A 13,660-nucleotide genomic window follows, 5' to 3' on the forward strand; every position below is an offset into this window, starting at 1 on the left:
CCACCATGTCCCTGCCCTCCCTCTACATCGGCCGCGGCCGATCGTGGATCGTCGCCCTCTTCTTCCTCCTGTTGGGAGGTCTCGTCGTCGGCTTCCTGCCCGAGGCCGAGCGGGACGCCTCGCCCACCGATTCCCTGGCCCAGGGCTACGACAGCACGCGCGTCGTCGAGCTGGCCGAGCGCTTCCCCCAGGAGGGTGACGGCACGGCCCTCATCCTCTGGACCTCCACCGACGGGGAGGCCCTGACCGAGGAGCAGCTGGCCGCGGCCCGCGAGTCCCTCTTCGAGCGGTTGCCCGACGACGCGTTCGCCGGTGCCGGGGGTCCGCCTCCCGGAGTGGACACGGGTGCCGCCGGCCCGCCCGCCGGCGTCCCCCCGCTGCCGCTGGTCAGCGAGGACGGGACCGCCGCCTTCGGCACGATCGCCATCGACGCCGCCGACGGCGCCGAGAACCGCGACGCCATCGCCACACTGCGCGCCGAGCTGGTGGACGAGGCGGCCGACGGCGTCACCGTGCAGGTGACCGGGCCCGCGGGCATCCGCGCCGACCTGGGTGCGGTCTTCGACGGCGCCAACTTCCGGCTGCTCGCCGCGACCGCCGCGGTCGTGGCCCTGCTCCTCCTGCTGACCTACCGCAGCCCCATCCTCTGGATCATTCCGCTGCTGGTCGTCGGTCTCGCAGACCGCCTGGCCGCCATCGTCGCGACGCACACCCTGCGCCTGGCCGGCGTGCCGTGGGACGAGTCCACCATCGGCATCCTCTCTGTGCTCGTCTTCGGTGCGGGCACGAACTACGCCCTCCTGATCATCTCCCGCTACCGCGACGAACTGCGCGCCAGCGAGGACCGGTTCCTGGCGATGCGCCGCGCACTCCGTCACGCGGGCGAGGCCGTCGTCACCAGTGCCTCCACGGTGGTCCTGGGCGTCCTGACCCTCCTGCTGTCGGTGTTCCCCGCGACGCGCGGACTCGGTCTCGCCAGCGCCGTCGGCATCGTCATCGCGGCCGGCTACGCCCTCGTCGTCCTCCCCGCGGTGCTCGTGCTGGTCAACCGCTGGGTGTTCTGGCCGCTGATCCCCCGCGTGGGGCAGGCCGCCCTCGTCGACAGCGACCGGTCGGTGTGGGCGCGGGTCGGCAACCAGGTGGCGAAGCGTCCCGCCGCCTTCATCGCCGCCAGCCTGGCGCTGATCGCCGTCATGGGCGCGGGCCTGTTCCGCATCGAGACCGGGCTGGGCCCGTCCGACCAGTTCCTGCGCAAGCCCGAGGCCATCGTCGCGCTCGACCGTCTCGGCGAGTCCTTCCCCGCCGGCGAGTCCGACCCCGCCCTCGTGATCACCGAGGACGACCCGTCCCGTGTCGTGGAGCTGGCCGAGGCTGTCCCGGGGGTGGCCTCCGCCACCGTGGGTGACACCGCGGATGAGCTCACCCAGGTCCGGGTCGTGCTGGAGCCGGAGCCGGGCAGCGACGAGGCGCGCCAGACCATCCGTGACCTGCGCACGGCCTTCGAGGGCCTGGACATGACCGTCGTCGGCGGCACCGAGGCCCAGGCCGTGGACAGCCTGGACGGCTCGGCCCAGGACCAGCGCACGATCATCCCGCTCATCCTGGCCCTGGTGCTGGGCGTCCTGTTCCTGCTGCTCCGCTCGGTGGTCGCCCCGCTGGTCCTGGTGGCCACGGTGGTTGGGACCTACGCGGCGGCCCTCGGGGCCTCCTGGGTGCTGTTCGTCGAGGTGCTCGGCTTCGAGCGGCTGGACTCCAGCGTGCCCCTGCTCACCTTCCTCTTCCTGGTGGCGCTGGGCATCGACTACAACATCTTCCTGGTCACCCGGGCACGGGAGGAGGGCCTGCGGCACGGCAGCAAGCGGGGCATGCTCCGGGCGCTGACGGCCACCGGCGGGGTCATCACGAGTGCGGGCATCCTGCTCGCCGCGGTGTTCGCGGTGCTCGGTGTGCTCCCGCTGGTGGTGCTGGCCCAGATCGGTGTGATCATCGGCATCGGCGTGCTGCTCGACACCCTGCTCGTGCGCACCGTCCTCGTCCCGGCCATCGCGATCATGCTGGGAGATGCCTTCTGGTGGCCGCGCCGCCCCGGGACCGCGGGCCGCAGGGCCCTCCCGGCGGGGGATCCCGACCGCCAGGCGGGGGAGGCCGCGCCGGTGTCCGCGCAGGAGGAGGCGTCGGTGGCCCGCTGAGGCCCGTCGCCAGACGTAGCGCCGCAGGCCGGTCGCCCCGAGGGGCGACCGGCCTGTGGCCGTGTCGGCCCGGCGTCCGTGACTTTCGCCCGCGCCGGGATTCGGGACGCGGCGAGGTCCTAGCCTCGATCTTTCGTCGGGCTGGCTTGGGTCGTTGTGACGGCTTGAGGATCACCGTGTTGGTGTGATTCTGCCGGGTGGGTGTGACGGTTTCCCGGAGGTGGCTCCGGTGGGCAGGGGTTCCAGGGTCCCGGTGGGTGTTTCGGCTTGTCGGGGCAGGGTCCGGGCTGTCGTGTCAGGTGCTGTCCAGAGTGGTGAGGGTGGTCAGGGCGCCGATGAGGACGGCCGCCCAGGGGTGGTGGGCGGCGTAGCGGAGCCGCACCTGTCGGCTGCCCCGGACCAGGACGGCGGGGATCGTGTACAGCCGGTAGCGGAGCCTCTTGGGTTCCCACCGGCGGGCACTGTCAGCGTCGGCCAGGGCGAGCATCTGCATCCAGGCGGTGAGCTCGCAGGCGAGGGCGACGATGGCGCACCAGACCTGGTTCTGCGCGAACGAGTACAGGGGCAGGTTCGTCAGCCCAGTGTCTTTGGCGAGCCGGATCCGGTCCTCGCAGCGGGCCCTTCGACGGTGGCGGAGTTCGAGGTCGGCCAACTGGCCGCGGGTGGTGTTGGTGGCGAACGCGGTGATGCGGTGGCCGTCGACGTCGGTGATCCGTAGTTGGGCGCCGGGATGGGGGCGTTCTTTGCGGATGATGACCCGCATCCCGGGCGGCCAGCCCGACAGGTCGAGCAGCCCGGTGAGTTCGGCGACCCAGGCGCCGTCGCGGGGCTGCCGGTCGGCGTCGTAAGCGGGGGTCCACACGCGGTCTGGGATCTTCTCGATCAGCATGCCGGCGTCGCTGGGCAGGGTCCAGCCGACCGAGTACTGGACCCGTTGGCCGGTGAGCCAGTCGAGGAGTTGGTGGCTGTGCCCGGCACCATCGGCCCTGACCAACACCCGTTTCCCGGGCCGCGTGGCGGACCGGCCCGGCAGCTGCTTGAACGCTTGCCGCAGGACGGTGATGTGGTCGGCGGCGGTGTTGGAGCCGGCGTTCCCGGGCCGCAGCAAGAGGGCGAGGGGCTCCCCGGTCCCATCACGGCCGTGATCGACGAACACGCACAAGGGGTGGAACCCGTAGCCCTTCTTGAACGTCGGCTTGGCATGCTCCTTGTCCGAGTGCGCCGTCACCAACGTGGCGTCCACGTCCACGATCAACGGGTGCTCCACGCTCATGCCGGAGTCGGGGGCGTGCTCACCGGCCAGCAACCAGGCGCGGGTCCGGGCAGCGGCGCGGGCGGCGTCGATGGCCTTCAACACCCGTGGGGCATCGGCGGCGAGCAGGCTGATCAGCCTCGAGATGGTCGGGTCGGAAGCCACCATCCCGTAGACGGCCGGCTCGGACCGGAGCAGCGCAGCATCGGCGAGGCAGTCCCCACCCAACGCCAGAGTGATCGCCAGGTCGGACAGGATCTTGCCCGGGTCGTGGGTCGCGAGCGGTTTCCGCCACCGCGCCAACGCCGTCGACAACTCGCGGGTGAGGCCGGTCACCACCGCTGTCTTCGTGAGCAGCATGCCGCCGGCGTGGCCCACGACCCGGGTGGCTCCGGCGTCGTGGCGGGGTTGGGGATACGCGGCGGTACGCTTCACGTTGAAAGTGCTTCCTTCGCGTGGGGTGAGTGGGACTTCGCAATCACATTCTCCCAAGCCGGAAGCACTTTCGCTGTTCAAACCACCGAGTCAGACCCCACCCTCATGAAAGCGCGAGGCTAGGGTTGGGAGGTAGTGCCCACATCGACCCGGGGGAGGAACCTCCATGAACACCACGGACCTGAAGACCACGCCGCTGGCCATGACGGGGGCGCTGACGGCCGCGTGCGCCGTGTCCGGCTCGCTGGCCACCGATCCGAAGTCCGCGTGGTACTCGGGGCTCGACAAGCCGCGTTGGCAACCCCCCGGGTGGCTCTTCCCGATCGTCTGGACGGCCCTCTACACCGACATCGCGGTCACGTCGGCGGCCGCGATCAAGAGCCTGCACGACGCCGGCGACCAACGCCGCGCCCGGGACTTCCAGGCAGCCCTGGTGGTCAACCTCCTGCTGAACCAGGGCTGGAGTTGGGCGTTCTTCCGGGCGCACCGGCTGCGCCCTGCCACCGTGGTCGCGGCGCTGCTGGCCGCGAGCGCGATCGACCTCACGCGGAGGGCCGGCGCGACCGGACGGAGCCGTGCGATCGCCCTGGCGCCCTATGCGGCCTGGTGCTCCTTCGCGACGATCCTGACCGCGGAGATCGCCCGTCGGAACCCGCGCGACTGAGCCGCCGGGCCGAGGCGGCACCCACGGTGGGGCCCCCGGCGGAGCCCCCTCGGAGGTACCCCCACGGGTGAGGCGTGGTGCGCGGCGTCCCCGCAAGACTGGGACGCCACAGCCACCACGAGCCGAGGAGGAACCATGGCGGACAAGGGTCTCAACGATCTCTTCAAGGACACGCTGCGCGACGTTTACTGGCTCTTCATACCTGCGGTGGGTCCAGGGTGAGTCCGCCGCCGACGAGGAGCATGCGTAGCCGGTAGTTCTCTCGGTTCCGGAACCCTCGGGCGATGCGGCGGTGGAGCTCGATGAGCCCGTTGATTGCCTCGGTGCCGCCGTTGCTGGCGCGGTCGGTGTCGAAGTAGGCCAGGAACGCGTCCTTCCACTGTCTCAAGGTTCGGCCGAGGCGGGCGATCTCGGGGATGGGGCAGGACGGGAAGCCGTCGACGACCTGCTCGGCGAGCTGGCGGCCGGCTGCCGGGTCGGGGTGGGCGTAGGCGGCTCGGACGCGTTGGGCGCACTGCCAGGCGATGTGGACGGCGTCGTGGCGTTCATCGGCGGCGTGAGGTTGACCCCGTAACCCGGACACCGACTTGGCGGGTTCCCTTGTCGGGGACCGCCGGAGAGGATGTCCTCGATGGGATCGACGAGGAAGAGAAGGACGTACACGCCGGAGTATCGGCGGGAGGCCGCGCATCTGGTGATCGACACCGACCGGACGATCGCAACCGTCGCCGGCGAGATCAACGTGGGTGCGCAGCTGTTGGGCCGCTGGGTCCAGCAGGAGCGCGACCGGATCGGTGCCCCACCGGAGGCGCCGCTGGACGCCTCGGAGCGGGCCGAGTTGGAGCGGCTGCGGCGGGAGAACACCGAGCTGCGGTTGGACAACGAGTTCCTGGGAAAAGCCGCGGCCTTCTTCGCAGCGAAGAACACTCCCGGCAGGAGTGCTTCGAGGTGATCGACGCGGAGAAGGCGAACTACACGATCAGCCGGATGTGCCGGCTGCTCAAGGTTGATCGGCGCCGCTACTACGAATGGTGTCGGCGCCAAGCGGCCGGGCGTACCCGGGCCGAGCAACGGCGGGCTGAGCTGACCAGCAAGATCGTGGAGTTCCACAAGGCCTCTGATGGCACCTACGGGGCGCCGAGGATCCTGCACGACCTGCGCGACGCCGGGGAGACGGTGTCGGTCAAGACGGTCGCGAAATGCATGCGGCAAGCCGAGATAGCCGGGATCAGCCCGCGTACCTGGCATCCCCCGACCACGGTGCCCGGCCCGAACCCCGACCCGGCACCCGACCTGGTCAAGCGCCGGTTCGACCAAGGCCGCCGCGATGCCGCCTGGTTCTCCGACATCACCTACCTGGCCACCGGTGAGGGCTGGGCCTACCTGTGCACCGTCCGTGACGGCCACACCCGCCGGGTCCTGGGCCGCACCGTCGCCGACCACCTCAGGGCCGACCTGGTCGAGGATGCGCTCCGCCAGGCCGTCGCCCTACGCGGCGAGTTGCCCGGCAAAGTCATCTTCCACGCCGATCGGGGCTGCCAGTACACCAGCCAGCAGCTGGCCGACCTGTGCGGCGAGCTGGACCTGCTCCGCTCCATGGGACGCACCGGGGTGTGCTGGGATAACGCGGCCGCCGAATCGTTCTGGTCAACGTTCAAGAACGAGTACTACCACCGGCACGTGTTCGCCACGATCGGCGCCGCCCGCCGCGGCGCCTACACCTGGATCGACGCCTGGTACAACGCCCGCCGACGCCACTCCAGCATCGGCTACCTCAGCCCACTACAGTACGAACACCACCTGGCCCGACAGGCCGACCAGACGGCCCTCCAAGCCGCCTGACCAAACAACCACCTGTCCGGGATTCGGGGTCAACCTCAGCCGCGCCGCGCTCGCCGAGCAGCGGGCCGCGTGGCAGACCGTGGACGCCGCCCTCCGCGCGCTCTGGCACGACGCCACGCGCACCCTCACACCCATCGCCCGTCCCCTTGGAGGCCTCGCATGACCACCCCCACCCGCGTCGACGAACTCGTCGGCCAGTGGCGCACCGAACTCCTCGGACGCCGCGGCATCGACCCCGCCGACGCCGACGAGCTCGAGGACCACCTCCGCGGCCACGTGGACGCCCTCACCGCCGCCGGCCTGACCCCCGACGAGGCGGTGCTGGTCGGCGTCCAGCGGCTGGGCCCGCAGCACGCCATCGCCGCCGACCTCGCTCGCGAGCACGCCGACCGGCTGTGGAAGCAGCACGTCGGCGTCCGGCCCGAGGCGGGGGAGGGGCGCCGGAGCATGCTCGTCATGCTGGTGTTCGCCGTGCTCGCCGGGTTCGCCGTGCAGATCCCGTTCGGGCTGCTCATGACCACGGCGGACGCTGAACAGGGAGTGCCCCGCCTGTTCGCGATCGGGCTCGTGGCCCTCGCCGCGGTGGCGACGGCGTACCTCGCGTGGCTGCGGCGTCCACCGGTCGTGAAGGTCGTCGCGGGGGTCGGCGTCCTGTTGGGCGCGGTGCTGCTGGCGCTCCTGGCCTACCCGTTCGCCCAACCGTTCGACACGCAGCTGCTGGCCCTGATGCACGCGGTGATCCTGCTCGCGCTGGCCCTCGGCGCCGTGCACCTCGGCCCCGACTGGCGCGTGGTCGACCGCTGGATGGACTACCTCCGCTTCCTCGGCGAGTGGCTCATCTACTACGTGCTGCTGGCGCTGGGCGGCGGCGTCCTGCTGGGCCTGGCGCTCGGCGTGCTGGCGCTCGCCGGCATCAGCCCCGACGTCGTGATCGGCCAGTGGATCTACCCCATGGCCATCGGCGGCGCGGTGATCGTCGCCGCGTGGTTGGTCGAGGCCAAGCAGGGCGTCATCGAGAACATGGCCCCCGTGCTCGCCGCGGTGTTCACGCCGCTGTTCACCCTGCTGCTCGTCGTGTTCCTGGCCGTGCTGCTCGCGACCGGCAACGCGGCGGACGCCGACCGCTGGGTCCTCATCCTCGTCGACCTGGTGCTCGTCGTGATCGTCGGGCTGCACCTCTACTGGGTGTCGGCCCGCACCCCCGGACGCCCACCCGGTTGGGCCGACCGCCTGCAGTTCGCGATGGTCGTCGTCGCCCTCCTCGTGGACGCCGTGGTGCTCGCCGCCATGGCCGGACGCATCGGCGAGTACGGCGCCAGCCCCAACAAGCTCGCCGCCCTCGGCGAGAACCTCGTCCTGCTCGGCAACCTCGCCGGCGCGGCGTGGCTGTCGCTCGGGGTGCTGCGCCGGCGGCGTCCGTTCGTCGACCTGAGCCGCTGGCAGTGCCGCTACCTGCTGGTCATCGGCGTGTGGGCCGCGTTCGTGGTGTTCGTGCTGCCGGTGGTGTTCGGGTTCCGGTGATCAGCGGCGGCTGCGCCCGCGCAGCCAGCCGACGACCCACAACCCGCCCGCGACGAGCAGCAACGCCCCACCCGCGGCCGCGAGGTGGAGGCCGCGGCTCGTGCCGGTGCGCCACACGCGCACCTCGAACGACGCCTCGTGGGGGTTGCCCGCCTCGTCGAGGCCCCGCAGCACGATCGTGTGCGTGCCCGGCGCCAGGTCGGGCGGCAGGGTGACGAACCCTTCCGGACGCCGCGTGTCCGGGTTCACCGGCAGCGCCCCCAGCGGGATCGGCAGCGAGTTCACCGTGACCGTCACGTAGACCGTGGCGAACTCGCACTGCTCGATGCACAGGCTCACGTCGACGCTCTGGCCCGGCTCGGTGACGATGTTGGGCAGGGTGAGCGCCGGGCCGGCCGCGCCGAGGGTGGTCGGCGTGTCGACCCGGCGCATGCCCCCGCGTGCCGCCGGCCAGACCTTCAGGTCGCGGTAGTCAGCCGGGTGGGCGGTGAGGTCGAGCGGCTCGACCGTGCGCGACCACTCGACGAGGCTCGCCGCGATGTAGGCGTGCCCCGCGGCGTTGGGGTGCATGAGCTCCTGCTTCGCGGCCGGGGAGCTGTTGTGGTACCAGATCTTCACCGCCGACGCCGGGCCTTCCCACCGCAGCGGGTTGATGTAGGTGTCGTCGCCGTCGCAGAGCGTGTGGTCGGGCAGGAAGGCGTACTCGACCGGGCTGGCGAGCTGCACCGGCACCCCGTCGGCCGCCGCCGCGGCGACCGCCTCGCGAACGGTCTTGTTCAGCTCGCCGACGAACTGGTTGGCCAGGGTGAGCTCGTGCGGCGAGATCCACAGGAAGCAGCCCGCGCCGCCCGCCGCCGGGATCGGCCGCACGTACGGCAGCACGACCACCTGGGCGATCTTGCCCTCGCGCTTGGCGATCGCCACGGGCGCGTTGACGACCGCGTTGACCTCCTTGTAGGCGTCCTTGATGCGGGCGCCGAGCGTGCGCCACTCGATGGCGGGGCGCGTCGGCGGCGCGTCGTCAGCGGTGGAGTTGAGCATGTAGTCGGTGACCACCTGCCCGAAGCCCACGTCGTTGCCGCCGAGGGTCATCAGCACGAGGTCGGGCGGGTTGTCGGAGGCGGTCAGCTCAAGCAGTTGCAGCAGCTGCGGCTTCACGGTGCCCATCGAGTTGGAGCCGCTGTTGCGGTTGTCGTTGGCCATCGCCCAGTCGTCGTAGACCGCGCCCGAGCAGGCGACCATGGCGGCGTCCGGGAAGAGCACCCGGCCGTACGCCTTCGCCGACCGGTGGCACCACCACTCGCGATGCGGCATCGACGAGTCGTAGTCACCCGCGCCCTCGCCCGAGGAGTACGAGTCGCCCATGATGACGACGCTCTTCGCCTCGGAGAAGATGCGTCCGCCCGAGGCGACGGTGGTGCCCGACGTCAGCCGCACCGTGCCCGTCTCGCTCGCCACCGGCACGCCGCCGGCCACGAGGCTCGCCTTCCACGTCACGGGTCCGTCGGCCGTCGCCATCGGGTAGAGCAGCAGGGTCTTCTCGACGGACGCCCCCACGTCCAGGTTGCCGAGGGGGATCGTGCCGAGCGGTTCGGACTCGATGCGGCGGGCCGCGTCACCGGAGTGGAAGGTGACGACGAGGGAGGCGTCCGGGATGAGGGCGCTGCCGGTCGCGGTGACCTTGACCTTCATCTCGGCGGCGAGGTCGCGGGAGCGCCCGGTGACGCGGGGGAGCGTCGCGGGCAGGCTGACGTCGAGGTCGGCCCCGTAGGAGGAGGCGCGACGGACGGCGTCCACGAGGCCGGCGACGTCGTCGACGGTGGTCGACGTGCCGCCGGTGCCCCGGGCGAGGCAGGCGAGCGACGCGTCCCCGTCCGGGGTGTTGTTGAGGCTGACGGTGTGGATGCGCAGCTTGATGCCCTGCTGGTCGAGCATCGGCACGACCGAGCAGACGTCGTTCGACTCGCCACAGTTCGCCTCGCCGTCGGTGACGAGCACGACCTGCGCGTTCTCGTAGCCGTTGTTCTTGACGTTGCGCATGATCTCCTTGAGCGCCGGCACAGTGGGGGTGTTGCCGGTGGCGCTCAGCAGGTTCACGGCGAACTGGGCGTTGCCCTGGTTGACGCGCGCCGGGCGGATGTTGAACCGGCCGGCGGGGCAGCCGTCGACCATCTTCCGGCTGCCCGGGAACGTGTACAGCGCGAACACCTGGTCGGACTGCAGGCCCGTGATGAACGACCGCGCGGCCGCCTGGGCGGCCTGGAGGCGCTGGCCCTCCATGGAGCCGGAGACGTCCATGACGAGGTAGACCGGCACCGCGCTGTGCGGGTTGCGGGTCTCGGCGGCGGCGGGCAGCGTGGCGAACCCCAGGGTGACGAGCACCGTGGCGAGGGCGGCGAGCAGGCGGCGCATGGTCACTCGCCCAGCTGGTCGAGCTTGTCGGGGTCGCCGACGAGCCGGATGTCGCCCAGCACCAGCACCGGCCGCGGGGACGCCTCGGGCCCCGTCACCTCGATGCGCAGCCGCAGCACGTCGCGCACGGGGACGCGCAGCGGCTGGGAGGTGCCGAACGCCACGTCCATCGTGGCCAGTTGGGTGCCGTCACCGAGGACGCGGACGGTCGCCGACCCCACGCCCCCGGTGTCGAGCATGCCGATGGTGGCGTCGAGGAAGGTGGCGTGGCGTCCGATGGCGTACTCGAGGTGGGCCGGGCGATCGGGCCGGCCCGGCGTGCACGTCAGCGCGAGGGCGTGGAGCGTGCCGTTGACGGTCTGGTCCTTGGCGCGGCTGCAGGCGGTGTAGGTGACGGCGTCGAGGTCGGTCAGCGCCATCGCCTCGCCCCCGTCGGAGACCTTCAGCACCACGTTGACCGGCATCGGCTGGCCGGCGGCCGGCTCGGTCGAGAGCACCACGCCGGCCGGCTGGTCGGCGGTGGTGACGCGGTCGACCTGTGCGACGCCGAAGAGGTCGGTGACCGACCGGCGGGCGTCGTCGGCGGGCTTGCCGGCGAGGTCGGGCATGGTGACGGGCTCGCTGAGGGTGAGCTGGGCCGTGGCGTGGTCGAGGGGGAGCTGCTCGTGCGGGTCGGGTTGCTGCCTGACGACGTACCCCTGCGGGCCGGCCGCCGGAACGGTGTCGGTGGTCACCTGTGCGGCCGTGAACCCCGCCGACGCGATGACGGCCCGTGCCGACGCGACGTCGAGGCCCAGCACGTGCGGGAACCGCGCGGTCGTGGCGGCCTCGGCCGCCTGCTCCTCGGGGGCGACCACCACCTGCTGCGTCACCCGCGCCGGCCAGACGACCTGGCCCAACCCGGCTCCGGCCACCAGGAGCCCCAGCGTGCCGACGACGGCGGCGGCGATCTTCAGCCTGCGTCCCGGCTTCGCTGCGCGGGGCGTGGGCTCGTGCGTGTCAGGGTGCTGCATCGGTTCCTCCCAGATCTCAGTGGGACTGTATCGAGGGAGGGTGGCCGCGTGAGGACGTTTCGCGGCGGCGTCCGGGGGAGGGGATGTTTTCTCTTGTGGGACTGTGGAAATGGGCGCATGCTGGAGGGTCTCCGGAAGGGGGCCATGATGGCTGGTCGGTCCGTGGTGGTGGTGGGTGCCGGGCTCGCGGCGGCGCGGTTGGTCGAGGCGTTGCGGAAGGGCGGTTTCGACGGGCGGATCACCCTCATCGGCGACGAACCCCACCGGCCGTACGACCGGCCGGGGCTCTCCAAGGAGGTGCTGCAGGGCGAGGCGGACGCCGCCGCCATCTACCTGCACCCGGCGTCCTTCTACGCCGACAAGCAGATCGACACCCATTTCGGGGACGCCGCCGCGTGCGTCGACCGGGAGGCCGGAGTGGTGTGGCTGGCGTCCGGGCGGGACGTGCCCTACGACGACCTCGTGTTCGCGACCGGGTCGCGGGCACGTCTGCTCGACCTGCCGGGGGCCGATCTCCACGGCGTGCTCACGCTGCGCCGCATGGAGGACGAGGCCGCCCTGCGACGCTCCCTCGACGCGGGGGAGCGGGTCGTGCTCGTCGGCGGCGGGTGGATCGGGCTCGAGGTGGCGGCCGCCGCGGCCGAGGCCGGGTGCCAGGTGACCGTGCTCGAGGGGCTCGACCTGCCGCTCGTGGGCGTGCTGGGGCCGGAGCTCGCCGGGCACATCGCCGCGCTGCACCGGGCGCACGGCGTCGACCTGCGCACGGGCGTGACGGTCGAGGGGTTCGAGGGCGTCGACGGGCGCGTGACGGGCGTGCGGGTCGACGGCTCGGTGGTTCCGGCTGACGTCGTGGTCGTGGGCGTGGGGGCGATCCCGAACGCGGAGCTCGCGGCGGCGTCCGGGTTGGTGGTCGACAACGGCATCCTCGTCGACGAGCACCTGCGCACCGACGACCCGCACGTGGGGGCGATCGGCGACGTGGCCAACGCGTACAACACGACTCTCGGGCGCCACGTGCGCGTCGAGCACTGGGACAACGCCCGGCGCCAGGGGCGGTTCCTCGCCTCCGTGCTGCTGGGCCGCGAGGGGAGCTACGACTGGCAGCCGTACTTCTACTCCGACCAGTACGACATGTCGCTGGACTACCTCGGCCGCGCCGGCCGCGACGCCCATCTCGTGGTGAAGGGCGACCCGGCCAGTGGGGCGTACCTGGCGTCCTGGCTCGAGGGCGGTGTGGTGACCGCCGCCCTGCAGGTGAACACCCCCCGGGCCGCCGGGCCGCTGCGGAAGGTGGTGGGGATGTCGCTGACCGCCGATCAGCTGCAGGAGCAGGACCTGGCCGATCTCGTCACCTGACTAGGGTGGTTGCATGACCCTGCTGCCGCCCGGAGCCCGCGAGACCTTCGTGCCCGCCGTCGGCGGCCGGTGGCGGGTGCTGGAGGGCGAGCGGTCGCCGGCCGGCGAGCCCGCGGGGCTTGGCGAACGGTCGCTGAGGCGCGAGCCTGCGAGCCTCGAAGCGACCCCCATCCTCCTCGTCCACGGGGGCGGGTACGACGCGGCGGCGATCTCCTGGTACCGGCTCATCGGCCCGCTGGCGGCGCAGCGGCGGGTCATCGCGCCCGACCTGCCGGGGTGCGGTGGCACGACGGGCGTTGCCCTGCCGGGCGCGCCCTCGGCGGCGGCCGACCAGCTGGTGGCGCTGCTCGACGAACTCGGTCTCGACCGCGTCGTCGCCTGCGGGGTGTCGATGGGCGGCGACATCGCTCTCGAGCTCGCCCTGCGCCACCCGGCGCGGTTGGCGGGGCTGGTGTGCATCGCGCCCGGCGGGCTGATGCCCTCGTTCGGGTCGGCGGCGATGCAGCGGCTGATGTGGCTCACGACGCGGGCCAACGATCGCGGCATGGCGCTGATCTCACGGCTGTCGCGGCCGTTGCTCGCCCGCGTCGTGCGCGACATGGTGCACGACCCGGCCACGCTGCCGCCCGAAGCCGTCGCCGAGTTCTTCGCCGAGGCGCGGCGCCCGGACGGCGGGGTGGCCCACGGCTCCTACAACCGGGCGACCGTCGGCCCGCGCGGGATGCTGAACGACAAGTCCGGGGTCGTGGGGTCGATCCACCTGCCGGCGCTGTTCTTCCACGGCCGGCAGGACGGGTTGGTGTCGATCGACGGCTCCCGACGCGCGGTGGCGGCGATGCCCAACGCGCGCCTGGTCGAGGTCTACGCCTGTGGCCACTGGGCGCAGCTCGAGCAGCACGACCGGTTGCTGAGCGAGCTCACGGCCTTCCTCGCCGAGGTGGACGCCGCCCCCCACTAACCCCGCCCCCCACCGACC

The 13,660-nt window shown here is 72.1% G+C and carries 10 protein-coding genes; 6 read left to right on the plus strand and 4 right to left on the minus strand.

Annotated elements, in window-relative coordinates; all coding sequences use genetic code 11:
* Positions 1 to 5 precede the first annotated feature (5 nt).
* A complete protein-coding gene (locus J4N02_RS00450) occupies positions 6 to 2,189 on the plus strand; it encodes an MMPL family transporter (protein ID WP_188334727.1) in 2,184 nt (727 codons plus the stop codon).
* Positions 2,190 to 2,484: 295 nt separating this feature from the next.
* On the opposite strand, the gene J4N02_RS00455 is transcribed toward J4N02_RS00450, so the two are convergent.
* A complete protein-coding gene (locus tag J4N02_RS00455) occupies positions 2,485 to 3,876 on the minus strand; it encodes an IS1380 family transposase (RefSeq protein ID WP_188334849.1) in 1,392 nt (463 codons plus the stop codon).
* Between the two features lie 166 nt (positions 3,877 to 4,042).
* Between J4N02_RS00455 and J4N02_RS00460 the strand changes: the two genes are divergently transcribed.
* Positions 4,043 to 4,540 (plus strand): TspO/MBR family protein, encoded by a 498-nt coding sequence (locus tag J4N02_RS00460; protein ID WP_223202656.1) that lies wholly within the window; start codon positions 4,043 to 4,045, stop codon positions 4,538 to 4,540.
* A gap of 196 nt (positions 4,541 to 4,736) precedes the next feature.
* Here J4N02_RS00460 and J4N02_RS00465 read toward each other — a convergent pair whose 3' ends face one another.
* Complete coding sequence (locus J4N02_RS00465) at positions 4,737 to 5,123, minus strand: transposase (RefSeq protein ID WP_208091051.1); 387 nt, start codon at positions 5,121 to 5,123, stop codon at positions 4,737 to 4,739.
* A 39-nt stretch (positions 5,124 to 5,162) separates the two neighbouring features.
* Between J4N02_RS00465 and J4N02_RS00475 the strand changes: the two genes are divergently transcribed.
* A protein-coding gene (locus J4N02_RS00475; RefSeq protein ID WP_397421245.1) for an IS3 family transposase occupies positions 5,163 to 6,382 on the plus strand; the annotation gives its coding sequence in 2 pieces (ribosomal slippage) (positions 5,163 to 5,441 and positions 5,444 to 6,382; 1,218 coding nt in all).
* A gap of 159 nt (positions 6,383 to 6,541) precedes the next feature.
* A complete protein-coding gene (locus J4N02_RS00480; protein ID WP_188333796.1) occupies positions 6,542 to 7,903 on the plus strand; it encodes a permease prefix domain 1-containing protein in 1,362 nt (453 codons plus the stop codon).
* On the opposite strand, the gene J4N02_RS00485 is transcribed toward J4N02_RS00480, so the two are convergent.
* Positions 7,904 to 10,315 (minus strand): GDSL-type esterase/lipase family protein, encoded by a 2,412-nt coding sequence (locus J4N02_RS00485; RefSeq protein WP_188333795.1) that lies wholly within the window; start codon positions 10,313 to 10,315, stop codon positions 7,904 to 7,906. It abuts the gene before it with no gap.
* A gap of 2 nt (positions 10,316 to 10,317) precedes the next feature.
* Positions 10,318 to 11,328, minus strand: a complete 1,011-nt coding sequence (locus J4N02_RS00490) for a PASTA domain-containing protein (RefSeq protein WP_188333794.1) — start codon at positions 11,326 to 11,328, stop codon at positions 10,318 to 10,320.
* Between the two features lie 147 nt (positions 11,329 to 11,475).
* Between J4N02_RS00490 and J4N02_RS00495 the strand changes: the two genes are divergently transcribed.
* Together J4N02_RS00495 and J4N02_RS00500 are read left to right on the plus strand one after the other, a co-directional pair.
* The gene (locus J4N02_RS00495; protein ID WP_188333793.1) at positions 11,476 to 12,684 is read left to right on the plus strand and encodes an NAD(P)/FAD-dependent oxidoreductase; all 1,209 of its coding nucleotides are present in this window, start codon (positions 11,476 to 11,478) and stop codon (positions 12,682 to 12,684) included.
* A gap of 13 nt (positions 12,685 to 12,697) precedes the next feature.
* Positions 12,698 to 13,642, plus strand: coding sequence for an alpha/beta fold hydrolase (locus tag J4N02_RS00500; protein ID WP_188333792.1), 945 nt, complete (start codon positions 12,698 to 12,700; stop codon positions 13,640 to 13,642).
* The last annotated feature ends 18 nt before the right edge of the window (positions 13,643 to 13,660 follow it).

It is taken from the genome of Propioniciclava sp. MC1595 (genome assembly GCF_017569205.1).
In the GTDB taxonomy this organism is placed as follows: Bacteria; Actinomycetota; Actinomycetes; order Propionibacteriales; family Propionibacteriaceae; genus Propioniciclava.

What these genes read in the sequence shown, in the direction of transcription:
- J4N02_RS00450 (WP_188334727.1), top strand. Translation starts at nt 6, where the DNA reads ATGTCCCTGCCCTCCCTCTACATCGGCCGCGGCCGATCGTGGATCGTC.
- J4N02_RS00495 (WP_188333793.1), top strand. Translation starts at nt 11,476, where the DNA reads ATGGCTGGTCGGTCCGTGGTGGTGGTGGGTGCCGGGCTCGCGGCGGCG.
- J4N02_RS00485 (WP_188333795.1), bottom strand. Translation starts at nt 10,315, where the DNA reads ATGCGCCGCCTGCTCGCCGCCCTCGCCACGGTGCTCGTCACCCTGGGG.
- J4N02_RS00490 (WP_188333794.1), bottom strand. Translation starts at nt 11,328, where the DNA reads ATGCAGCACCCTGACACGCACGAGCCCACGCCCCGCGCAGCGAAGCCG.
- J4N02_RS00460 (WP_223202656.1), top strand. Translation starts at nt 4,043, where the DNA reads ATGAACACCACGGACCTGAAGACCACGCCGCTGGCCATGACGGGGGCG.
- J4N02_RS00480 (WP_188333796.1), top strand. Translation starts at nt 6,542, where the DNA reads ATGACCACCCCCACCCGCGTCGACGAACTCGTCGGCCAGTGGCGCACC.
- J4N02_RS00500 (WP_188333792.1), top strand. Translation starts at nt 12,698, where the DNA reads ATGACCCTGCTGCCGCCCGGAGCCCGCGAGACCTTCGTGCCCGCCGTC.